Below are 21,867 nucleotides of genomic sequence, written 5' to 3' on the forward strand. Positions count from 1 at the left end.
ACTGCCCCGAAGTGATGGCCCCGGAGAGCTTATTGGCCGGTTCCGGCCATGCCGTCCAGGAACGCCTTCATGACCGGTCCGCCGGAGGTGGAGCCCAGTTCGCCTTCTTCGATGAACAGCGCGACGGCGAGGTCGCCCTGCAGCGCCACGACCCAGGCGTGGGTGCGCGGCGGAACGTCGCTGCCGAATTCAGCCGTTCCGGTCTTGGCGATGACGGGCTCTCCCGGCACGGAACCCAGGAGCTGCACGCCGCCGTCGGTCACCACTGCGCGCATCATCTCCCTCAGTGCAGCTGCTTCCTGCGCCGTCAGCGGAGTTCCGCCTTCCGCTGACGGCGTCGCGGAAGGTGAAGCGGAGGCCGAGGGCGAAGAGGACCCAGGTGCCGGCGGCTGCTGAACCAGCACCGGGGAGACCAGGCTGCCGTTGCCGATGGAGGCAGCCGCTACGGCCAGCGCGAACGGAGAGACGAGCACCTGTCCCTGCCCGATCATCGAGGCAGCGTGCGCGGTGCCTTCCGCACTGTCCGGGACTGAACCAAAGTAGGCGCCCGTCCCGATCGGGGAATCAACTCCAATGCCCAGGCTCCGGGCCGCCTCGGAGAGGGAAGCCTGCGAAACCTCCCCGCGGGCATTGATGAACGCCGTATTACAGGACTGGGCAAAGGCTTGGATTAGGGGGATCTCGCCCAGGAACTGGGCGGGATAGGTGCTGGCGTTATTGAACTTCCGTCCGTCCACGTTCAGCTCAGCGGGACAGGAGACCGTGGCCTGGGAGGTTTCCCCGGAGCGGAGCATCGCCAGGGTGGTAGCCAGCTTGAACGTGGAACCCGGGGCGTACTGTCCCAGCAGGGCGGTCTGCTGGCCCTGGCTGCCGGGTCCGTTGGCTACGGCGAGGACGTTGCCTGTGGAGGGCTGGATAGCCACCAGCGCGGAGGCGGATGGCTCGTCTTCCAGCACGGATTCGGCCAGGGCCTGGATCGCGGGGTCCAGGGTCGTGTGCAGCTCGCCCGTGCTGCCCGGGTCCTGGAACAGGGGAGCGGAGCGTACGTCATCGGCAGTGGCGGTCACGACGGTCACCGGATCCGAGCCGCGCAGCACGTCGTCGTATTCACGCTGCAGTCCTGACAGGCCCGTGACGTCACCGGGGGAGAGGGCGCCGTCGGAGTTCTCAATCAGCTCCGCAGTGGCCTCCCCGGCGGAACCGAGCAGGGCTCGGGCGAAAGTGCGGGTGGGGGCTAGGGACAGTGTGGAATTCAGGGCAGCGGCACCTGGTATCGCCGCGACTTCGGACTGGAATACCGGCGGAGGGCTGACTGAGTCCTGGCGGAGCGTAATGGCTTCCACGAAGGCCTCCGGTCCGGCTGCGAGGACCTGCTCGGTGAACGGAGCCGGGTCCAGTTCCAGGAAGGCGGCCAGCGCGGCGGCGGAGGCTTCAAGTTCCTCTTCCGGGATCCGGGTCTTGTCGATCCCCACCCGCCACACGGGCCGTTCAGTGACCAGCACCTGGCCGCCGGCCCCGAGGATGTTTCCTCGCGGAGCCGGGGACACCTCCCGGACCAGGTGGTCTTCCGGCGCAAGATCCGGATGGACCGCAGTGGAGGTGAGCCGGACCTGCCACTCATCGCCGTCACCGCGCTGCAGGGCCACGGTGGTGTCGTAGCGGTAGTCATTGTCCGTGGCGTTGACGTCCCAGACATAGTTCAGGGTGGCAACTGCCTCGCCGTCGCCGGTTTCTTCCACCGAGGCCACGCTGACCGAAGGCTTCAGCGGGGCCATTCCCGCGGTCCAATCCGCGAGCCGGGTATTGGCTTCGTCGGCGGTGGATTCCAGGAACACGCTGTCTGAAACGTCCAGTTCCGCCAGGCCCTCCGCGAGCGTTTTCGCTGCTTCTTCCGGGGTGGGACCCTCCTCCGAGGAGCAGGCAGTTAGCGTCAGCCCCAGGACGGCGACGGACAGAACGGAAGCAAGCCAGCGGTTTTTCCCCATCCGCATAGAGTACCGGCGCAGCCAAAAAAGCGGACACAGGCACCCTGCGCCCGTGTCCGCTTCGGGCCCGGACCGCTAGATAGCGGCGACGCCGGCAGGCGCAGCTGAAACAGATCCGGTGCGGGCTTCGCGGACCAGTTCAGCGCAGCGCTCGCCGATCATCATGGTGGTGATGTTCGGGTTCACCGTTGTCAGCTCCGGCATCACTGAAGCGTCCGCCACTCGGAGACCGGTGACGCCCTTGACCCGCAGCTGCGGATCCAGCGGCGACGACGCGTCGTCGGACGCTCCCATCCGGACGGTGCCGGCCGGGTGGTAGACCGTGTTGTGGGTCTTCTTGATGTACTCAGTGATTTCTTCGTCGGTTTGGACATCCTGCCCGGGATAGAGTTCCCGGCCCGCCCAGTCGGCCATGGCCGGCGAGGCAACGATCTCGCGGGCCTTCCTGATCCCGTAGACCATCACGCGCATGTCATGCGGGTCGGTGAAGTACCGCGGGTCCACCATGGGCTTGTCACGGAAGTCCCGGCTGCGCAGCCGCACGGTGCCCCGGGACCGGGCGTGGGTGACGTTTGGAGTCAGGCAGAAGCCGTTCTCCGTGGTGGGGTAGCCCTGGCGCAGGGTATGCATGTCGAAGGGCACCGACCCGTAGTGGAACATCAGGTCCGGCCGGTCCAGGCCATCTTCGGTGGGCGTGAAGATGCCGATTTCCCACCACTGCGTGGAGGACTCGGGCATGGGCTGCTTGGCCTCCCACTGGATGACGCCTTCGGGGTGGTCCTGCAGGTTTTCGCCGACACCGGGGGAGTCAACGCGCACTTCGATCCCATGCTCGGCCAGGTGCGCAGCGGGGCCGATGCCTGAAAGCATCAGCAGCTTGGGGGAATCGATCGCACCGGCGGAGAGGATCACCTCGGTGCGCGCAGTGAGCGCGTGGGTGCGGGCAAACTGCCCGTCCACCACGTCCACGCCGGTGCAGCGGTGATCCGCGTCGAACGTCAGTTCGCGGGCGCGCAGCCCGGTCAGCAGGGTGAAGTTGGGCCGGTCCATGACCGGGTGGATGTAGGAGACCGACGACGACGAACGGGTTCCGTCCGCGCGGCGGTTGATCTGGAAGAAGTTCGCGCCGTTGATGACGGTTTCACCGGTATTGAACTTCACACGGGGAATGCCGGCCTGCTCGCAGGCATCCAGCAGCGCCACACCGCAGGGGTCACTCGGCGGAATGTTCATCAGGTGAACGGGGCCGCTGTCCCCGTGGTGCGGAGCGTCAGGGCCGGCGTCCTCGTTCTTTTCCAGCTGCTTGAACAGGCGGAACGCCATGTCCGAGTTCCAGCCTTCGGCGCCGAACTTTGTTTCCCATTCGTCAATGTCCTCGCGCGGGGCCCAGAAAGCGATGCAGGAGTTGTGGCTGGAGCAGCCGCCCATGACCTTGGCGCGGGCGTGGCGCATAAAGGAGTTGCCGTTCTCCTGCGGCTCGATCGGGTAGTCCCAGTCGTACCCGGATTCCAGCAGTTCCATCCAGCGGTCCAGCTGGAGGATTTCATCCAGCCCGCGGTCATCCGGTCCGGCTTCCACCAGCGCGACGTCGATGGAGGGGTCCTCGCTGAGCCGGGAGGCGACGGCCGCCCCGGCGGAGCCTCCGCCGATGACGATGTAATCGAACTCGGTTTTCTGCAGATCAGTCATGGAACTTAGTTGACCTTTCCGTGGTCGGTGAACCAGCCGGTCACCTGGGGATTGATGTTCTGGTAAATGTGCTTGGCTTCCTGGTACTCACCGAGGCCAGTGGGGCCGAGTTCCCGGCCGACGCCGGAGATGCCGAAGCCTCCCCATTCCGCCTGCGGCAGGTAGGGGTGGAAGTCGTTGATCCAGACGGTGCCGTGGCGCAGCCGGCGGGCAACGCGCTGGGTTTTGCCGGCGTCGGCGGACCAGACGGCACCGGCCAGGCCGTAGGAGGTGTCATTGGCCAGGGCAACGGCTTCGTCTTCGCCGTTGAAGGTCTCAACCGTGACCACCGGGCCAAAGGCTTCATCCAGCAGTGCCGAGCTGCCGCGCTTCACGTTGTCCAGCACGGTGGGGGCATAGTAGTAGCCCTTTTCCAGCTCGCCTGTGCCCCAGGTTCCGCCGCAGCGTACCCGTGCGCCTTCTTCCTGGGCCTTCTTTACGTAGGCGGTGACCTTGTCCCGGTGCGCCTCGGAGATCAGCGGCCCGGTCTCGGCATTTTCATCGAACGGCCCGCCCATGCGGATCTGCTCGGCGCGGCGGACCAGTTCGGCGGTGAAGCGCTCGGCAATCGGCTCTTCGACGATCAGCCGGGCACCCGCGGAGCAGACCTGTCCGGAGTGCACGAAGGCGGCGTTCAGGGCGTTGTCCAGTGCGGCGTCGAAGTCGGCGTCGGCGAAGACAACGTTGGGGTTCTTTCCGCCGAGTTCAAGCGCGACCTTCTTGACCGTTCCAGCCGCAGCCGCGGCGATCGTCTTGCCGGTTGCAACGCCGCCGGTGAAGGAAACCAGGTCCACGTCGGGTGATTCCGCCAGCGGCGCACCCGCCACGGCACCGGCGCCGAGCACCAGGTTGGCCGTGCCGCGCGGCAGGCCCAGGTCCTCGAGGACCTTCATCATCAGGATGGACGTGGACGGCGTGAGCTCCGATGGCTTGAGCACAAAAGTGCAGCCGGCGGCCAGGGCCGGGGCGATCTTCCAGGCCGCCTGCAGCAGCGGGTAGTTCCAGGGGGCGATCAGCCCGCACACGCCAACCGGCTCGTACTCAATGCGGGAGACGACGTCGGGGTTCCCCGCATCCACGATCCGGCCGGCATTTTGGCCCGCGATCTTCCCAAAGTAGGTGAAGCACGCAGCGATGTCGTCCATGTCGATTTCGCTCTCGACCAGCCGCTTGCCGGTGTCCAGCGTCTCGGCCCGGGCGAAGTCGGCCTTGCGGGCCTTCAGCTCCGCGGCGACGCGGAGCAGGAAGTCACCGCGCTCGGGGGCAGGAACCGAAGCCCATTCCCCGCGGTCGAACGCGGACCGGGCTGCGGCAATGGCCTTCCGGGCGTCCTGCGCGGTGGCCTCGGAGACGACGGCGGCCAGCTCGCCGTCGGCGGGGTTGCGGATTTCACGGGTGCCGCCGTCGGATGCGGGCACCCAGGCTCCATCGATGAAAAGGGTTGCGGGCGTACTCATCGTTTCTCCTCCCCGCCGACAAAGTCGGCGTCCCAGTTGTCTTTGGCAACGGGGTCTTCGGTGATTGCGGTGTTTCCGGGCGCCTCACGGTTGAGGTGCAGGAATTCGAGGTGGCGTTCGTAGTGGTCCAGGACGTCGGTGATGAGCTGGTCCTTGGTGTAGCCCATGACGTCATAGCCGTGGCTGCCCTCCAGCGAGAACACCTCCATGCGGAAGTACTTCGTCTCGGCGGAGGCGCTGCGCAGGGCGTAGGAAGGGGTCTCATACTCCACGGGGTAGACCTGGTACTTGAAGGGGCGTTCATCGCCAAGGCCAACGGTCAGGTCAGCGGTCAGGATGCCGTTCCCCGCCTCGGCCTGGCTGAGGGAGACCTCGGCGCCCTTCGCCTCAAGCTCGTCGTGGACTTCGGCGAGGGCAGGGCAGGCCACGGTTTCCACAAAGCGGGCTGCCTGCCGGCGTCCGGGATAGGACATGGCGCGGGTCAGCCGCTGCCGCCAGGTACGTCCGCCGCGCGGGTCGGGGCTTCGGCCGGCGATCATGCTTGGCAGGGATGCCCGGAAGCTTGCCGCCAGGGAGTTCTCCACCCGCAGCGCCTTGTACACGCCGAGCATGATGAACAGCAGCAGGATGGAGAGCGGCAGGCCCATGATGATCGTGGCGTTCTGCAGTGTGGTCACACCGCCAACCATCAGCATGGCGAGGGTCAGCAGGCCGGTAATCACAGCCCAGAAGACGCGCATCCACTTCGGGGCATCCGAATCGGCGTCCTTGAGGTGGGACGTGAAGTTGGCCATCACCAGGGCACCGGAGTCCGCCGAGGTCACGTAGAAAAGCAGTCCGGTGAAGGTTGCGATCGCTGCGGTGGCCGGCAGCCAGGGGAACTGTTCCAGCAGCCCGTAGAAGGCCCGCTCCGGCTGGTTCATGGCCACGTCGCCAAACGCTGCGTTGCCGCCCATGACCAGCTCCAGGGCGCTGTTGCCGAAGATGGAGATCCACAGCAGGATGAACGCGAACGGCACGATCATGACGCCGAGCACGAACTGGCGGATGGTGCGGCCGCGGGAGATGCGGGCAAGGAACAGGCCCACGAACGGGGCCCAGGCGACCCACCAGGCCCAGAAGAACAGGGTCCAGCCGGAGAGCCATTCATCGGGGCGGTCATAGGCCATGGTGTCCAGGGTCATTGCCGGGAAGCGGCTGAGCACGTCGCCGATGTTCTGGACGATCCCGTCGAGCAGGAAACTGGTTTTGCCGGCGATGAGGATAAAGACCATCAGCCCCAGGGCGAGGATGACGTTGAGTTCGGAGAGCCTGCGGATGCCCTTTTCGACGCCGGAGACAACCGAGACGGTTGCCATGAGCACGGACAGGGCGATCAGGGCGATCTGCACGGTGAGGTTCTCGGGCAGCCCGAACATAAAGCTCAGGCCGTAGTTGAGCTGAACGACGCCGATGCCCAGCGAGGTGGCGATGCCGAAGATGGTGCCCAGCAGGGCAGCGATGTCCACGCCGTGCCCCAGCGGGCCGTCGATCTTCTTTCCGAAGATCGGATAGAGCGCCGAACGGATGCTCAACGGAAGGTTGTGGCGGTAGGCGAAGTAGCCAAGGGCCAGGCCCATAAGCGCGTACAGTGCCCAGCCGGTGATGCCGTAGTGGAACAGTGTCCACACGAGTGCCTGGCGTGCGGCTTCAGCGGTGGAGCCGTCACCGGTGGGAGGCGCGAGGTACTGGGTGACCGGTTCGGAAACCGAGAAGAACATCAGGTCGATGCCAATGCCCGCAGCAAAGAGCATGGCTCCCCAGGTAAACAGGCCGAACTGCGGTTTGGAGTGGTCTGGTCCGAGTTTGGTCCTGCCGATGTTGGAGAGGGCTATGACGAGGACAAACACCACCACCATGGTGACAACGAGGAAGTAGTACCAGCCCATGTTGGTGGAAACCCAGCCAACCATGGCTCCGATGACTTCTTCGGCGCTGTCGGTGGAGATCATGGCCCAGAGGGCGATGGCCGTGATTCCCACGGCGGAGCCGGTAAAAACAACCTTGTTTGTCCGGGTTTTCTCCACGGCCGCGGGCGGCGCTTCGGATTCTGCAGTCTTGGTCATGACATCCTTCAAGGCTGTGCGAATAAAAAGTAAGGTCCCTTAGTCGTGGCATTCAGCCTAGCAAGCACCCTTATGGCGGGCGGATTTTTGTGACCTGGCTCAAATGCCGCGCCAGCACTGCCAGCGTGGAAGCTGCAGGCTCCGCCGGGGAAACCCGGCCTTGGGCCCTGTCCGGGCAGGCACTGTCCTGCTAACCTCCAAAGAGGGTGCGGAATACGTGGCACTCCTCACATTTACCGGTTCCGGGGAAGTCCGGCCGGACCGCTGGATCGATCCGGAAGCCTCCTTTGGGACCGTGATGACGGCAAGCTAAGGGAGCGGGAATGTCCGAGTTGGACGTGTTGCTAGCTGAAACCGAACGGTCTTTTGGCCTCCGCCAGATCCAGGCCGGCCACGCACGGATGCTGGTCATAGGGCGCGATCTGCAACAGCCCATTGGGGAAGTCTGGAGCGCACTCACAGAGCCGTCCCGTGTGGGGGCCTACTTCGCCGAGCCCCGCGGCGACCTTCGGCGGGGAGGCGAGTATGAAATGGAGGGGTTCTCCACCGGAACCATCCTGAGGTGTGATGCACCGCGCATGCTGACAGTCTCCTGGCTGCCGCCGCACGGCAATCCCGGCGAGCTGGAATTCCACCTGGCAGATGTCGATGGTTCCACTCGGGTGGAGCTGCTGTATGCCTCGGTGCGGAAGAAGTTTGCGGTAATCGATCCTGACCTTGCGGCCTGGGCAGCAGGGCCGGGGTGGGAGTTTTTCCTGGATCGCCTTGATGCGTACTTGCAGGGGCGGGAGCTTGGTCCGGCAGCACCCAGCTGGGCGCAGATGGAAGGAGCGGAAAAGGAGTTGTACCAGGCGCGCAATACGGAATGGGAGCGAGTTAGGGAAGAGTTTGAGCGGCAGCACACACCGTTGCCAAGCCCTGAATAATCGCAGGTCAGAGCGCGGTTCTTGGCTGTGGAAAACTTTACAGCCGGGGTTGAGTGAAGTACACTCAAGTTAGTTGAGTACGGTTGGATGAAGCAAGCGGGCCGGGGTATTCGGACAGAAGCACCTGGGCCGCACAGCCCGTAACAGCGGGGTGAAGCTTGCGTCCGCCGGGAGCTTGAACGGTTTACCAGAGCCTGAGAAGGAGCCCGCCGTGGAAACCAAATTCACCAACAAGAGCCAGGAAGCGCTCCAGGCCGCAGCCATGAACGCGTCCACCGCCGGCAATCCCCAGATTGAGCCCGCGCACCTGCTGAAGGCACTCATGGACCAGCGCCAGGGTGTTGCAGTTGCGCTTCTCAAGGCGGCCGGTGCCAACCCCGACGCGGTCAGTGTCGCCGCCAGTAATGCCATCCACGACCTTCCCTCAAGCTCCGGCTCGTCCGTCCAGCAGCCGCAGTTTTCGCGTCCGCTTCTGCAGGTCATCAATACTGCGCAGCAGGAGGCCGCCCAGCTTGGAGACGCCTATGTATCCACCGAGCACCTGCTGCTGGCGCTTTCGGTGGACAACGGTCCCGCCGGCAAGGCCCTGCGGGACAACAATGCCGGCCATGATGCCCTGGCCGGAGCCCTTCCCAGTGTGCGAGGAGACCGCAAAGTGACCAATGCCGATCCGGAGAATACCCTGCAGGCGCTGGAGAAGTTCAGCACCGACCTCACCGAGATGGCCCGGGCCGGCAAACTGGATCCCGTGATCGGACGGGACTCGGAGATCCGCCGCGTGATCCAGGTCCTGAGCCGGCGTACCAAGAACAACCCCGTCCTTATCGGTGAACCCGGTGTGGGTAAGACGGCAGTGGTTGAGGGCCTCGCCCAGCGCATTGTTGCCGGGGACGTCCCGGAGAGCCTCAGCGGCAAGACGCTGCTTTCGCTCGACCTTGGCTCCATGGTTGCCGGTGCCAAATACCGCGGCGAATTCGAGGAACGCTTCAAGGCAGTCCTTGAGGAAATCTCCAACTCCGAAGGCCAGATCGTCACCTTCATTGATGAACTCCACACCGTCGTCGGTGCCGGTGCCGCTGAAGGGTCGATGGATGCCGGCAACATGCTCAAGCCAATGCTGGCCCGCGGCGAACTGCGGCTCATCGGCGCCACCACCCTGAACGAATACCGGGAGAACATTGAGAAGGACGCCGCGCTTGAGCGCCGTTTCCAGCAGGTGTTTGTCGGAGAACCAAGTGTCCCGGACACCATCGGCATCCTGCGCGGGCTGAAGGAGCGGTACGAAGCCCACCACAAGGTTGCCATTGCAGACTCCGCCCTTGTCGCAGCCGCAAATCTGTCCAACCGCTACATCACCGGCCGCCAGCTCCCGGACAAGGCGATCGACTTGGTCGATGAGGCGGCCTCCCGGCTGCGGATGGAGATTGACTCCGCTCCGGAGGAAATCGATGAACTGCGCCGCGCCGTCGACCGCCTGACCATGGAAGAGCTGGCCATCAGCGGCGAAACAGACGAGGCATCGCTGGAGCGGCTGGAAATCCTGCGGGAGGACATGGCAAACAAGAAGGAGCAGCTTGCCGCCCTGAATGCCCGCTGGGAAGCCGAGAAGGCCGGGCTGAACCGGGTGGGGGATATCAAGGCCCGCATCGACGAACTGCGGTCCCTGGCAGAGAAGGCACAGCGCGACGGCGACCTCACGGAAGCCTCCCGCATCCTTTACGGCGAGATTCCGGCCATGCAGAAGGAGCTCGACGCCGCGCAGGAAGCCGAGGAGGACAAGTACGGCGACGGCGCCCGTGAACTGATGGTGTCGGAGGAAGTCACCGCGGACGACATCGCCGAGGTGGTCTCGTCCTGGACCGGCATTCCCGCGGGCCGCATGCTGCAGGGCGAATCACAGAAACTCCTGGACATGGAATCCGTCATTGGTTCGCGGCTGATTGGCCAGACCAAGGCTGTTGCTGCGGTCTCGGACGCGGTTCGGCGTTCGCGTGCCGGGGTTGCCGACCCGGACCGCCCCACCGGTTCCTTCCTCTTCCTGGGCCCCACCGGCGTCGGAAAGACCGAGCTGGCCAAGGCCCTCGCCGAGTTCATCTTCGACGACGAACGGGCCATGGTCCGGTTGGATATGAGCGAGTATGCAGAGAAGCACACGGTCTCCCGCCTGGTTGGTGCCCCTCCGGGATACGTGGGCTACGAGGAAGGCGGCCAGCTCACGGAAGCAGTCCGGCGGCGTCCGTACTCGGTGATCCTGCTGGATGAGGTGGAAAAGGCGCACCCGGATGTGTTCGACATCCTGCTGCAGGTCCTCGACGACGGCAGGCTTACGGACGGGCAGGGCCGCACCGTGGACTTCCGGAACGTGATCCTGATCCTCACCTCCAACCTGGGCTCGCAGTTCCTGGTGGACCCCGGTCTTACCGAGGAGCAGAAGCATGAGTCCGTGATGTCCATGGTCAATGCCAACTTCAAGCCCGAGTTCCTGAACCGACTGGACGACGTGATCCTCTTCGATCCGCTGAACCTGGAAGAGCTTTCGGAGATTGTGGACCTCCAGGTCCGGGCGTTGGCAGCACGGCTGCGGGACCGCCGGCTCACACTGGATGTCACCGATGCCGCCCGCGAATGGCTTGCGCTGACCGGATACGATCCGGCCTACGGAGCCCGTCCGCTCCGCCGCCTGGTGCAGCGCGAGATTGGGGACAAGCTGGCGAAGGGCATCCTCGCCGGACGGATATCCGACGGAGACACCGTGCTGGTTGACCGTCCGGAAGTCATGGGCGATGAACTGGCAGAGCCGGGGCTGAGCGTCCAGGCAGCAGCGCCCGTCGGCTAGTTCTGCAGCGAGGGCAGCGCAGTAAACCGCAGCAAATGAGGGAGGCCCGCCAACGCGGGCCTCCCTCATTTGCTGCCTTATTGCTGCTGCCTTATGGCTGAACGATGAGCGACTCCGTCAGCTCTTCGCTTGGTGCCACTACAAAACAGTCCACCCGCCGGTCACCGGTGTTCCAGGAGCTCTGTGTGGGGACTGCCCGGTTGAGTTCCAGGTCGGTGTACTTCGAGGCTGCATCGGTGTAGATGACGGAGGAACAAACTTCCTCCGCCTTTGCGGCCAGTGCATCAGTGCCGGGGAAAGTATCGGAATCGGAGTAGGACGAGGTCGCGACCAGCTGGGCGTTGTGTGCGGTTTCGCAGGTTACAACGGTGACCTCGGCATTCACGCTTTGGAAGTCCTTCAGGCAGGCGCCTGACTCCAGCTCGACCGGGGACACAGAATCTTCCAGGACACCCTCACCCCGGTTGCTGTCCGCAATGACCGTGGCGAGCCAGATGCCCAGCAGCACCACAATAAGGATCGATCCCAGCAGCACCAGGGTGCGGGTGGTCTTGCTCGGCCCCTTGCCGCGTGCCGCTGCTTCCTCGGCTTCACGGGTCCGCCGTGCCCGGCGCGAGTCGGCGGGGACGGCACTTGCGCCGGAGGGGTTGACCGTGTGCACGACGCCGGTGTCTTCAGGATCTTTTTTGCGCAGCGTCAGTGATTCGAACGAGTCTGTGACTGGAGCCGCGACGTCGGAGCTGCCGCCCTGGAACGTTGCTGTGTGGATCTGCGGCGACCCGGCGGGGTTGGCCGCTGGGCGTCCGTCATCCTGCGGGATGTCCTTGCCGGCGGTAGCGGACCCGGCGCTCCCGGCGGCGGGATCTTCCGGTTCCTGACCGTCATCGGAGGCCTTCATTGATTCGCTGTCCGCTGTGCCGGCGGGCTCATCTTCGGTTTGGCTGTCGTCGCGGTCGTTGTCTTCGTTGCCGCTGGCATCTGTGCCCGCGGCGTCGTCGCCGGATCCGTCCGGTTCCTGGGGGACTTCGGCTGTCTCGCTGCCGGCGGCCTCGTCACCGCCTGATGGTTCGTCATCGGCGGCCCGTTCGTCTGCGGGTTCGCCTGCCGGTTCATCCGCGGTAGACGGTTCCAGGTCGGTGAGCCCTGCTCCCGGCTCGACGGCGACTTCCGTTCCTTCAGGTGCAGGCTCAGAGATCCCTGCCTGCTTGCCGGCTTCGGCAGCTTCCTCGGAGACTGCCCGCACCTCGGCGGCGGTTTCCGGGAGGGAAGCGGCCTCGGCAGCATCGGAGCTGATGGATGGCGTCTCCAGCGACGGTTCATCCAGATGAACGTCCTCTGCGGGAACAACACTGGGCTCCACCTGGGCAGCGTCCTGCGACTCGGCGTCGAAGGCTCCGTCCCACAGTTCGGCGTCATGGGCGCCGTCAGGGGACAGCCATGCAGGGGCGTCTGTGTGGGCGGACAGGTCAGGAAGGGCAGCCTCGGCGGGCACTGTCCCGCCGCTGGTTTCCGTGGACCGGGCAGGTGAGGGGGTGCTGCTTCCCGCAGTCTGGCCGGTGCCGGCAGAGTGATTGGCACCTGCCTCCGGGGAGGTGGGCGCCTGGGCATCCTGAGGGGCAGCCGGGTTCGACGCGGGTTCATCCGCCGGGCTGGAGTTCTTTTTGGCGCCGGGGCCGGGGCGGACTGCCGGCCGCTTTGCTCCGCCCTTGGAGCCCAGCAGCCCCTTCGGAACGCCGCTCTGGTTTGCGGCGGCCGGGCGTTTGGCGCCGGATCCCTTGCCGCGCCCTGATTTGCCGGGTTTGGCCGGTTTGGCGGGCTGGGCCGAACCGGGGCTCCGACCGGCCGGGTCTGTGGGGCCGGGGCGCCCGTTGGAGGCGGACGACTGGGGCTTAATAACTGGAATGCTCCTTGTAGCGGGGTTGTTCCGGACTGGGGGTGCAGTCCTCGGTGCCGGCGGCTTGGCGCCGGATCCCTTGGGAACAGCGGTACTTCCGGCCGGGGCGGAGGGGCGCAGGGACTTCCCAGGCAGGGGTGCTCCCTGCCGCGGTGTCCTCTTTTGATCGCTCATGGTGAACGCCGGTCCTCCCTGTCCATGGCCGCAAAAGTGTCCCGCGGCATCTGTTCCTCCCTGACTTTAGCGAATTTGCAGGTCGCGGCGCAGTACGCGCCTGCAGCGGAGAGGGACTAAACTAGGAAGTTGAGTGCGCCTGCGGGTCCTGAGGGGCACAACCCAGCGGGAAAACATGTAACCTGTAGTTACGACAAATTGACCAAATATTCCGGGGCCTCGCTCTCCTGCCCGAGCGACCACCTCCGGATCGACGCAAAAAGGGGGTCACGCCATGGGGCGCGGCCGTCAAAAGGCAAAAGCAACCAAGCAGGCACGCGAGATGAAGTACTTCACTCCTGCCACGGATTACTCAGCCCTGCAGCGTGAGCTGTCAGGACCCTCGAGCCGTCCGTCGAGTCGATATCCCGAGGAACCGGCCGAGCCGGATTACTCGGCGTACGAGGATAAGTACGCAGATCAATTTGGCGATGAAGACGACGAGGATGAGGGTTCCCGCCGCATCGGCTAGATGCCGGCAAACTTTCATTCTTCGGCAAACTAATTGCCCTCCTTCAGCGGATCACCATCACGGTGGATCCGCTGAAAGGCGTTAAAGGGCAGTATTTCTTCATCCAGGGTGCCCAATCCGCGGTTCCCGACACGGCCCCGCCCCCGTTCCCCTCCATCGAGATAACAGAAACTGCCCGTATCAAGGCTGATACGGGCAGTTTCTGTTATGTGGATGAGGGGCCGGAGGCAAAGCGTCCGGGAAAACTAGGCGTAGCTGCCCACCAGGCGGACGGCACCGCCGTCGACACCCTTGGCGCCCTGCACGTAGTTGGGATCGCCGGCCTCGGAATCCGTGACAGCTCCGACGGTTCCCATGGTCCAGGCCGGAACGCCGCGTTCGCCGAGGCGCGCCAGGGCAGCGTCCGCACCGGCGGCGTCGACAATTGCCACCATTCCGACGCCGAGGTTCAAGGTGCGCTCCAGGTCCGGCAGCGGCACGTTGCCGAGTTCGCTGACCAGCTTGAAGACCGGCGGCAGTTCCCAGGTTGAGCGGTCCACGGTGGCTTCCAGGCCCTTGGGCAGCACCCGGGCCAGGTTGGCGGCGAGGCCGCCGCCGGTCACATGGCTGAAACCGTGCACTCCGGCGGGCGCGTAGCGGGCCAGGTCCAGGCAGTCGGCAGCGTAGACACGGGTCGGCTCCAGCAGCTCTTCGCCGAGGGTTCGTCCCAGTTCGGCGATTTGGCGTTCAAGCTGCCAGCCGGCGTGGTTGATGACGCGGCGCACCAGGGAGTAGCCGTTGGAGTGGATACCGGAGGACGCCATGCCAATAACGACGTCGCCCTCCCGCACACGCTCCGGACCCAGCAGGTCCGCGGCTTCCACGACGCCGGTGGCGGCACCGGCGACGTCGTACTCGTCCACGCCCAGCAGGCCGGGATGCTCAGCGGTTTCGCCGCCCACCAACGCGGTGCCGGCAACTTCACAGGCGGCCGCGATGCCGCGGACAATGTCCGCTATGCGCTCGGGCACTACCTTGCCGCAGGCGATGTAGTCGGTCATGAACAGCGGCTCTGCGCCTACGACGACGATGTCATCCACCACCATGCCCACCAGGTCGAACCCGATGGTGTGGTGGATATCCAGTGCCTGGGCAATGGCGACCTTGGTTCCGACGCCGTCGGTGGAGGTTGCCAGCAGCGGCTTCTTGTAGGTCAGCAGCCGGGAAACGTCGTAGAGCCCGGCGAATCCGCCCACCCCGCCAAGGACCGAGTCGTTGTGGGTTGCCTTGACCGCTGCCTTCATCAGTTCGACGGCCCGGTCACCGGCCTCGACGTCCACCCCTGCGGAGGCATAGGTGATGGCGTTTTCGCTCGCGCTCATACCGATTCTTTCTTGTCTGTTGGGGTCAGGAGGGTCTCGAACTCACTGTCCGGTCCCGGATCACAGCCGTTGGAGCCGTCCGCGTCGGACGGGTTTTCCAGCAGGTTCTTGCCCAGCCGGTCTGCCGGGGGCAGCTCGATGGGGTACTGGCCGGTGAAGCAGGCTGTGCAGAGCTTCTCGCGCGGCTGCTGGGTGGCACCGATCATTCCGTCTTCGGAGATGTAGGCAAGGGAATCGGCGCCGATCGACGTGCAGATTTCCTCCACCTTGGCGCCGTTGGCAATGAGCTCGGCGCGGGAGGCGAAGTCGATGCCGTAGAAGCAGGGCCACTGGACGGGCGGCGAGGAGATCTTGACGTGGACTTCCTTGGCACCGACTTCCCGCAGCATGCGTACGATCGCACGCTGGGTGTTGCCGCGGACGATCGAGTCGTCCACAACCACCACGCGCTTGCCGCGGATGACGGATTCAAGGGCGTTGAGCTTCAGCTTGATGCCGAGCTGGCGCAGGGTCTGGCTCGGCTGGATGAAGGTGCGCCCCACATACGAGTTCTTGACGAACCCGTGCGCGAAGGGAATGCCGGACTGCTCGGCGTAGCCAACGGCGGCGGGTGTGCCGGATTCGGGGACCGGGATGACGATGTCTGCTTCGACGCTGTTTTCGCGGGCCAGCTGGCGGCCCATCTCCACCCGGGATTCGTAGACCGAGCGCCCGTTGATGGAAGCATCCGGGCGCGCAAGGTAGACGTATTCGAAGACGCAGCCGGCCGGCGTCGGCTCACCGAACATCTGGGAACGGATGCCGTTTTCGTCAATGGCGATGAACTCGCCGGGCTTGATCTCCCGGATGAAGCTAGCGCCGACGGTGGCAAGGGCGGAGCCTTCGGAGGCCACAACCCAGCCGCGGTTCAGCCGGCCCAGAACCAGGGGACGGACGCCGTAGGTGTCCCGGGCCGCGTACAGGGTGCCTTCGTCCATAAAGACGAAGGAGAACGCGCCGCGCAGCTTGGGCAGCAGTTCCAGTGCGGTTTCTTCCAAGGTCCGGCCGTCGCTGCCGTTCAGCAGTGCGGTGACAAGGGCGGTGTCCGAGGTGTTGCCTTGGGCGATTTCACCTGAGCGGGGGCGGCCCTGGCGGGCCAGGATCATTTCGTAGAGTTCGGCGGAGTTGGTCAGGTTGCCGTTGTGGGCCAGGGCCACCGTGCCGGCAGCGGTTGCACCAAGGGTGGGCTGCGCGTTGGCCCAGTGCGAGGCACCGGTTGTGGAGTACCGGCAGTGCCCAATGGCAATGTGGCCCAGGAGAGTGTTCAGGGTGGTTTCGTCGAAAACCTGGGAAACCAGTCCCATGTCCTTGTAAACGCTGATCCGGCTGCCATCGCTCGTGGCGATGCCCGCGGATTCCTGTCCGCGGTGCTGCAGCGCATAAAGACCGTAATAGGTAAGCTTCGCTACCTCTTCGCCGGGGGCCCAGACGCCGAAGACTCCGCAGGCATCCTGCGGTCCTTTTTCGCCGGGCATGAGATCGTGGGAAAGCATTCCGTCACCGCGTGCCATGGAAGTCATTCTCTCACGCCCGCCGGTTTCCAACGGCTCCGGGACAGAGCGTTACGCGGTGGGAGAAGTGCCTGTGCTATTGGGCTCGTCGTCGGCGGCCTCAACCACTGCATGCTCGGAACGGCGGAGGCTGATCCGGTCCAGGACCAGCGCGGCGATGGAGCCCAGGGCAACCCCCGGGAGGGCGAACATCACGGTAAAGAATCCCAATACGGCTTCGCGGGTGTACTGCGGATTCTCGTCTCCGGTGTAGGCCATGATCAGCGCGGCAATAAAGGCAGCGACCACGCCCAGCGCCATAAAGGGTACAAAGCGGGGAGCGCGGCGGATGGTGATCTCGCGGCGTTCGGGGCTGTGCTGCTCGGAAGTCATGCCCAAATTCTACCGGCAGTAGAGATTAAGCTGCCCCGCCGCCGGCAAGCCGCGGAAACAGCGGCAGGCACTCGGACAAATCCGCACGCAGCCCGGACGCAGAGACCTTTCCGGCAGCCACCGCGTCAGCCCACGCCAAGGTCCCGGTCACCAGCCCCAGCCAGGTGGCGGCGTCGGTCTCTACGACATTCGGGGGAGTGCCCCGGGTATGACGGGGGCCGGGAATGCACTGGGTGACGCCGAAGGGCGGCACCCGCACTTCCACCGAATTGCCCGGTACCCGCTCAGCGAGTTCCTCCAGGGCATAGCGAACCGCCGTCGCCGTGGTGTTCCGGCCGGCCGGGCCTGCCGCCGCCGCGGCCAGCGCAGCCATGCCGTCTGCCGAAGAAATCCTGCGCCGTGCCATGGCTAGTCCAGCAGCGCGGTGACCGGAGCCGCGAGCCGCAGGCTGCCCACGGGTTCGCCGCCGCCGAGTACCGGCGGAACGGTTTTGGCCAGGACCTTGAAGACGCCCTCCGGGTCGATGGCACCGCTGGCGGCGAGCAGGGTCAGGCCCACCAGGGTGGCGGCGCGGCCGTTGCCGTCGAGCATTTTCAGGGCCACGGAAACCCCTGTGTCAGTGCCCAGCACCAGTACGCCTTCGGCGCCGCTCTTGGCGATGATGCCCAGGTCCTCCATGACCACGGTGTTTTCCTTGCCAACGCCGTGGACGGCCCAGGGGTAGTCCAGCATTGCGGTTGCCACGGTGGCCGCGCGTGCGTCGCCGTGCTTGTCCGCCGGAGCCTTGGCCAGTTTGCCGATCCCGCGTGCCAGCCCGGTCAGGGATACCGCGGCCAGCGGAGCACCGCAGCCGTCAACCGCCCAGTGCGCGGGTTTCTCCTCGCAGAAATCCTCGAAAACCCGGGCGATGCCCTGCTGCAGCGGGTGGGAAGGGTCCAGGTAGGTGCGGGTGTCCCAGCCGTTTTCGGTGCAGGCCCACAGGAAGGCCGCGTGCTTGCCTGAGCAGTTGAAGGCAATGCGCTGCTTGCCCTTGCCGGAGCGGATCAGTTCGGTCCGTGCCGTCTCATCCTGCGGCCAGTCCACCGGGCACTGCAGGTCGTCTTCCGTGACGCCGGCGGCCTCAAGCATTCCGCGGACCACATCGGTGTGTTCCTTCGCTCCGATGTGGCTGGCAGCGGCGAGGGCAACCTGCGGCCCGCGCAGCGGTACACCGGCCTGCATAGCGGCCACAGCCTGGAACGGCTTCAGGGACGAACGCGGGAAGACCGGGGTGGTGATGTCACCGAGTGCGGTCACCACCGACCCGTCACCGGCAAGCACGACGGCGGAACCCACATGGCGGGATTCAATGAAGCCGTTGCGCTCCAGGACAGCAAGTTCAACGGCGTCAGAGGCAGCAAAGGTGGCAGACATACTGCCAGTCTACGGAAGTCCGCACTTCTGTCCGCGACTTCCCCCGCGGCGCGCGGAGCGCTCGTCGCAGGGGCCGCAGCCGGAGGGTGGCCGGCAGGACTTTGTTCGGCACCGCGGAGTGAGGGGGTGCTCCGGCGAAGGTCCAGGGAAGCTGGCGGAACGGGCAGCGAAGCAGGGGAGCGATGACCGCCCCAGCACCGCCATCGAGGCAGCCTGCCCCGCTGCCCGGACCGGCGGGCCAAAGCACCGCCGTGTCTTACTATCCGGCGGCGGAGCCCGCCGGGCAACGGGCCGGCGCGAAATCCACGCCCAGCGGGCTGCGTCACGGAGCCGCGGCGGCTTTCGGGGCGTGCATCACAGCCAGTAGTCTGAACTCTTGTGAAGGTTCTCGTTGTTGGCCCCGGCGGCCGCGAACATGCCATTGTCCGGGCCCTGCTGGCCGACCCCTACGTTTCGGAAGTCCATGCGGCTCCCGGCAACGCGGGTATCGCGCAGGTAGTGCCAGTCCATTTCATCAACGCCAGCGATCCGGAGGCCGTGACGGCTCTTGCCCGTGAGCTGGGCTCCGACCTCGTCGTCGTGGGTCCGGAGGCGCCGCTGGCGGCCGGAGTTTCGGATGCCCTGATGGAGGCCGGCATTCCGGTGTTCGGCCCGTCCCGGGCTGCAGCCCAGCTGGAGGCCTCGAAGGCTTTCGCGAAGCAGGTCATGGCTGAGGCGAACGTGCCCACGGCAATGGCCCGGGTCGCTGCGACCGCGGAGGAAGCCGCCGATGCGCTGGACACCTTCGGCGCGCCCTACGTGGTCAAGGACGACGGCCTGGCCGCCGGCAAGGGAGTGGTTGTCACCTCGGACCGGGACGAAGCCCTCACCCACGCGCAGGCCTGCTTCGACGCCGGTGGAACCGTAGTCATTGAAGAGTTCCTTGACGGCCCCGAGGTCTCCCTCTTTGTCCTCTCCGACGGCCGGCACGTCGTGCCGCTGGCACCGGCCCAGGACTTCAAGCGCATCTTCGACAACGACGAAGGTCCCAACACCGGCGGCATGGGTGCCTACTCCCCGCTGGAGTGGGCACCGGCCAACCTCGTGGACGACGTCATTGCCCGGGTGGCGCAGCCCACCGTGGATGAGATGGCCTCCCGCGGCACGCCCTTCGTCGGCGTGCTGTACTGCGGCCTGGCGCTGACCTCGCGCGGACTGCGGGTCATCGAGTTCAACGCCCGCTTCGGCGATCCGGAAACCCAGGCCGTGCTGGCCCGGCTGAAGACCCCGCTCGGCGGACTGCTGCTGGCTGCCGCCAAGGGCGAACTGGATGCCATGGAACAGCTGAAGTGGGATGCGCGCACGGCAGTCGCCGTCGTCGTCGCGTCCGAAAACTACCCGGATGCTCCGCGCACCGGGGACCCGATCCTGGGACTCGTGGAAGCCGAGGCGATCGAGGGCGTGCACGTCCTGCATGCCGGCACTGCCATCGAAGCGGACGAAATCGTGAGCGCGGGCGGGCGTGTCCTGGCCGTCGTCGCGCTGGGGGAGAACCTGGCACAGGCAAGGGAACTCGCCTACCAGGGCGTGGACGCCATCGAACTCGAGGGCTCCCAGCACCGCCGCGACATCGCACTGAAAGCCGAGCGCGGCGACATCGTGGTGCCGGCCGGCAGCGCGGGCGCTGACATTGATGAGGACCTGGCATGAGCACCGCACCGCAGCTTAATGGTTGGACACACATCTATTCCGGCAAGGTACGGGACCTGTACGTACCCGCCGGTCCGGACGCCGCGCAGGACCGGGTACTGGTTGTGGCCAGCGACCGGATCAGTGCCTACGACCATGTGCTCTCCAGCGTCATCCCGGACAAGGGCCGCATCCTGACGCAGCTGAGCCTGTGGTGGTTCGACCAGCTGGGCAACGTTCCGAACCATGTTCTTTCCGCCGACGAGGGAGTGCCGGCCGAAGTGGCTGGCCGGGCCATGATCTGCAAGAAGCTGGAGATGTACCCCGTGGAAGCCATTGCCCGCGGCTACCTCACCGGTTCCGGCCTGGCTGAGTACCGGCAGTCGCAGACCGTGTGCGATGTTCCGCTGCCTGCGGGGCTCGTTGACGGCTCGAGGATCGAGCCGGCGATCTTCACCCCCTCGGCCAAGGCAGAGGTGGGCGAGCATGACGAAAACATTAATTACGACGCCGTGGTGGCGGCGGTAGGTGCCGAAACGGCCGCGCAGATCCGGGAACTGACCCTGGAGATCTACACCACCGCCGAGGCCATTGCCCGGGACCGCGGAATCATCCTGGCGGACACCAAGGTGGAGTTCGGCCTGGAACCGGCCACCGGTCTGGTAACCCTGGGTGATGAGGTGCTGACCCCTGACTCGTCACGGTTCTGGGATGCCTCCCTGTACGAGCCGGGCAAAGCCCAGCCCTCCTTTGACAAGCAGTACGTACGTGACTGGCTGACCTCGGCCGAGTCCGGCTGGGACAAGGCAGCTGACACCCCTCCGCCGGCCCTGCCCGCGGACGTCATTGAGCGCACCCGCGCCCGGTACGTGGAGGCGTACGAGCGGCTGACCGGGAAGACGTTCGTCTAGGTTCCGCTGTTCCCTGCAGGCTCCGGGTTTTCCCGGGGCCTGCAGTGTTTTCCGCGTATGGCGCGTGGAGTTAGCGCGAGAACGTCAGGTGCGTGACGCCGTCGTCGGCTGCTTCCGCGCTGGCCTCATAGCCGTCCTCCAGGCCGCGCAGGCCCTCCCACAGGTTGATGCCCCGGCCCAGCAGGATCGGAGTAATGCCCACGTGGATCCGGTCCACCAGGCCCGCCTCGAGGAACGCTTTCACGACTGTAGGCCCGCCGCCGATCCGCACGTCCTGGCCGGCAGCGGCGTCGACCGCCCGGTCCAGGGCAGCCTGCGGTGAGGCGGAGAGGAACTCGAACCGGGTTCCGTCCGGCATGTCGATGGGCTCACGGGCGTCGTGGGTGAGGATAAAGACCGGGTACTGGAACGGTGTCTGGTCGCCCCACCAGCCCTTCCACCCGGGATCATCCGGGAAGTTGTGCAGCCCGAACATGCCGGCGCCCATGATTTCTGCGCCGATGCCCTCAAAGTAGGCGGCGGCGTAGTTGTCATCAACTCCGGTGGTGCCTGTGCCGCTCTGGTGCAGGACGCGTTCCTGGAAGGTGCGGGTGGCTGTGTACGGTGCAACCAGCCGCGCCCAGTCTTCCCCGAACGGGCTCTCGGGGGTCTGGTCCGTGGTGGTGGCGTAGCCGTCAAGGGAAATATTCACGTCAACGCGGACAACCATGGGAACTCCTGGTGTCTTGGTGTGGGATGTTCCAGAGCATACTCCCGGGCACAGCAAAGACACAGCAAAAAGGACCCATCAAAAATGATGGGTCCTTTTCTGTTTTTGGTCGGGGTGACAGGATTTGAACCTGCGACCTCGTCGTCCCGAACGACGCGCGCTACCAAGCTGCGCCACACCCCGTAACCACTGCCTGACCGGAGGTTTCCCTCCCGGCGAAGCAACTTTACAAGTGTACTCGACAACCTGCGGGAGCGCGAAATCAGC

At 65.5% G+C, this 21,867-nt stretch carries 16 protein-coding genes and 1 tRNA gene; 5 read left to right on the forward strand and 12 right to left on the reverse strand.

Annotated features, from left to right (window positions below; all coding sequences use genetic code 11):
* Positions 1–29: 29 nt before the first annotated feature.
* The 4 genes from ABFX29_RS06815 to betT form a co-directional block, all read right to left on the reverse strand.
* Entirely contained in the window at positions 30–1,985 is a 1,956-nt protein-coding gene (locus ABFX29_RS06815) for a penicillin-binding transpeptidase domain-containing protein (protein WP_152226016.1), read from the reverse strand.
* A gap of 75 nt (positions 1,986–2,060) precedes the next feature.
* Entirely contained in the window at positions 2,061–3,674 is a 1,614-nt protein-coding gene (locus ABFX29_RS06820; protein ID WP_152226018.1) for a GMC family oxidoreductase, read from the reverse strand.
* A 5-nt stretch (positions 3,675–3,679) separates the two neighbouring features.
* Positions 3,680–5,170, reverse strand: a complete 1,491-nt coding sequence (locus ABFX29_RS06825) for an aldehyde dehydrogenase family protein (protein WP_152226020.1) — start codon at positions 5,168–5,170, stop codon at positions 3,680–3,682.
* Positions 5,167–7,275, reverse strand: coding sequence for a choline BCCT transporter BetT (gene betT / locus ABFX29_RS06830; protein WP_152226022.1), 2,109 nt, complete (start codon positions 7,273–7,275; stop codon positions 5,167–5,169). The genes ABFX29_RS06825 and betT overlap by 4 nt, the downstream gene beginning before the upstream one ends.
* Positions 7,276–7,598: 323 nt before the next feature.
* Between betT and ABFX29_RS06835 the strand changes: the two genes are divergently transcribed.
* Together ABFX29_RS06835 and clpB are read left to right on the forward strand one after the other, a co-directional pair.
* Positions 7,599–8,201 (forward strand): SRPBCC domain-containing protein, encoded by a 603-nt coding sequence (locus ABFX29_RS06835; RefSeq protein ID WP_152226024.1) that lies wholly within the window; start codon positions 7,599–7,601, stop codon positions 8,199–8,201.
* Between the two features lie 211 nt (positions 8,202–8,412).
* Positions 8,413–11,037, forward strand: coding sequence for an ATP-dependent chaperone ClpB (gene clpB, locus ABFX29_RS06840; protein WP_152226026.1), 2,625 nt, complete (start codon positions 8,413–8,415; stop codon positions 11,035–11,037).
* A gap of 91 nt (positions 11,038–11,128) precedes the next feature.
* Here clpB and ABFX29_RS06845 read toward each other — a convergent pair whose 3' ends face one another.
* Positions 11,129–13,105 carry a septum formation family protein gene (locus ABFX29_RS06845; protein ID WP_152226028.1) on the reverse strand — a complete coding sequence of 659 codons (1,977 nt, stop codon included), beginning with the start codon at positions 13,103–13,105 and terminating at the stop codon, positions 11,129–11,131.
* Between the two features lie 274 nt (positions 13,106–13,379).
* Here ABFX29_RS06845 and ABFX29_RS06850 point away from each other — a divergent pair, with 274 nt between their 5' ends.
* A complete protein-coding gene (locus tag ABFX29_RS06850; protein WP_152226029.1) occupies positions 13,380–13,616 on the forward strand; it encodes a DUF3073 domain-containing protein in 237 nt (78 codons plus the stop codon).
* A 245-nt stretch (positions 13,617–13,861) separates the two neighbouring features.
* On the opposite strand, the gene purM is transcribed toward ABFX29_RS06850, so the two are convergent.
* The 5 genes from purM to ABFX29_RS06875 are packed head-to-tail and all read right to left on the reverse strand — an operon-like array spanning position 13,862 to position 18,312.
* Positions 13,862–14,977 (reverse strand): phosphoribosylformylglycinamidine cyclo-ligase, encoded by a 1,116-nt coding sequence (gene purM, locus ABFX29_RS06855; RefSeq protein WP_152226032.1) that lies wholly within the window; start codon positions 14,975–14,977, stop codon positions 13,862–13,864.
* Complete coding sequence (gene purF / locus ABFX29_RS06860) at positions 14,974–16,527, reverse strand: amidophosphoribosyltransferase (protein WP_152226034.1); 1,554 nt, start codon at positions 16,525–16,527, stop codon at positions 14,974–14,976. The genes purM and purF overlap by 4 nt, the downstream gene beginning before the upstream one ends.
* 51 nt (positions 16,528–16,578) lie before the next feature.
* Complete coding sequence (locus ABFX29_RS06865) at positions 16,579–16,899, reverse strand: polysulfide reductase NrfD (protein WP_152226036.1); 321 nt, start codon at positions 16,897–16,899, stop codon at positions 16,579–16,581.
* A 25-nt stretch (positions 16,900–16,924) separates the two neighbouring features.
* Positions 16,925–17,305 (reverse strand): sterol carrier family protein, encoded by a 381-nt coding sequence (locus tag ABFX29_RS06870; protein ID WP_152226038.1) that lies wholly within the window; start codon positions 17,303–17,305, stop codon positions 16,925–16,927.
* Positions 17,306–17,307: 2 nt separating this feature from the next.
* Positions 17,308–18,312 carry an asparaginase gene (locus ABFX29_RS06875; RefSeq protein WP_152226040.1) on the reverse strand — a complete coding sequence of 335 codons (1,005 nt, stop codon included), beginning with the start codon at positions 18,310–18,312 and terminating at the stop codon, positions 17,308–17,310.
* Between the two features lie 378 nt (positions 18,313–18,690).
* Here ABFX29_RS06875 and purD point away from each other — a divergent pair, with 378 nt between their 5' ends.
* Positions 18,691–20,001: a phosphoribosylamine--glycine ligase gene (gene purD / locus ABFX29_RS06880; protein ID WP_152226042.1), complete on the forward strand. Its 1,311-nt coding sequence runs from the start codon at positions 18,691–18,693 to the stop codon at positions 19,999–20,001.
* Entirely contained in the window at positions 19,998–20,891 is an 894-nt protein-coding gene (locus ABFX29_RS06885; RefSeq protein WP_152226045.1) for a phosphoribosylaminoimidazolesuccinocarboxamide synthase, read from the forward strand. Before purD ends, ABFX29_RS06885 begins: the two co-directional genes overlap by 4 nt.
* Positions 20,892–20,961: 70 nt before the next feature.
* Here ABFX29_RS06885 and ABFX29_RS06890 read toward each other — a convergent pair whose 3' ends face one another.
* Both ABFX29_RS06890 and ABFX29_RS06895 read right to left on the reverse strand, forming a co-directional pair.
* Positions 20,962–21,600 (reverse strand): dihydrofolate reductase family protein, encoded by a 639-nt coding sequence (locus ABFX29_RS06890; RefSeq protein WP_152226046.1) that lies wholly within the window; start codon positions 21,598–21,600, stop codon positions 20,962–20,964.
* 106 nt (positions 21,601–21,706) lie between these two features.
* A tRNA-Pro gene (locus ABFX29_RS06895) sits at positions 21,707–21,783 on the reverse strand.
* Between the last annotated feature and the right edge of the window lie 84 nt (positions 21,784–21,867).

The sequence above is a fragment of the Arthrobacter gandavensis genome (genome assembly GCF_039528575.1).
GTDB lineage: Bacteria > Actinomycetota > Actinomycetes > Actinomycetales > Micrococcaceae > Arthrobacter_B > Arthrobacter_B citreus_B.

Coding starts and splice junctions, on each gene's coding strand:
- ABFX29_RS06815 (WP_152226016.1), bottom strand. CDS start 1,985: ATGGGGAAAAACCGCTGGCTTGCTTCCGTTCTGTCCGTCGCCGTCCTG.
- ABFX29_RS06820 (WP_152226018.1), bottom strand. CDS start 3,674: ATGACTGATCTGCAGAAAACCGAGTTCGATTACATCGTCATCGGCGGA.
- ABFX29_RS06825 (WP_152226020.1), bottom strand. CDS start 5,170: ATGAGTACGCCCGCAACCCTTTTCATCGATGGAGCCTGGGTGCCCGCA.
- betT (WP_152226022.1), bottom strand. CDS start 7,275: ATGACCAAGACTGCAGAATCCGAAGCGCCGCCCGCGGCCGTGGAGAAA.
- ABFX29_RS06835 (WP_152226024.1), top strand. CDS start 7,599: ATGTCCGAGTTGGACGTGTTGCTAGCTGAAACCGAACGGTCTTTTGGC.
- ABFX29_RS06845 (WP_152226028.1), bottom strand. CDS start 13,105: ATGAGCGATCAAAAGAGGACACCGCGGCAGGGAGCACCCCTGCCTGGG.
- ABFX29_RS06850 (WP_152226029.1), top strand. CDS start 13,380: ATGGGGCGCGGCCGTCAAAAGGCAAAAGCAACCAAGCAGGCACGCGAG.
- purM (WP_152226032.1), bottom strand. CDS start 14,977: ATGAGCGCGAGCGAAAACGCCATCACCTATGCCTCCGCAGGGGTGGAC.
- purF (WP_152226034.1), bottom strand. CDS start 16,527: ATGGCACGCGGTGACGGAATGCTTTCCCACGATCTCATGCCCGGCGAA.
- ABFX29_RS06865 (WP_152226036.1), bottom strand. CDS start 16,899: ATGACTTCCGAGCAGCACAGCCCCGAACGCCGCGAGATCACCATCCGC.
- ABFX29_RS06870 (WP_152226038.1), bottom strand. CDS start 17,305: ATGGCACGGCGCAGGATTTCTTCGGCAGACGGCATGGCTGCGCTGGCC.
- ABFX29_RS06875 (WP_152226040.1), bottom strand. CDS start 18,312: ATGTCTGCCACCTTTGCTGCCTCTGACGCCGTTGAACTTGCTGTCCTG.
- ABFX29_RS06885 (WP_152226045.1), top strand. CDS start 19,998: ATGAGCACCGCACCGCAGCTTAATGGTTGGACACACATCTATTCCGGC.
- ABFX29_RS06890 (WP_152226046.1), bottom strand. CDS start 21,600: ATGGTTGTCCGCGTTGACGTGAATATTTCCCTTGACGGCTACGCCACC.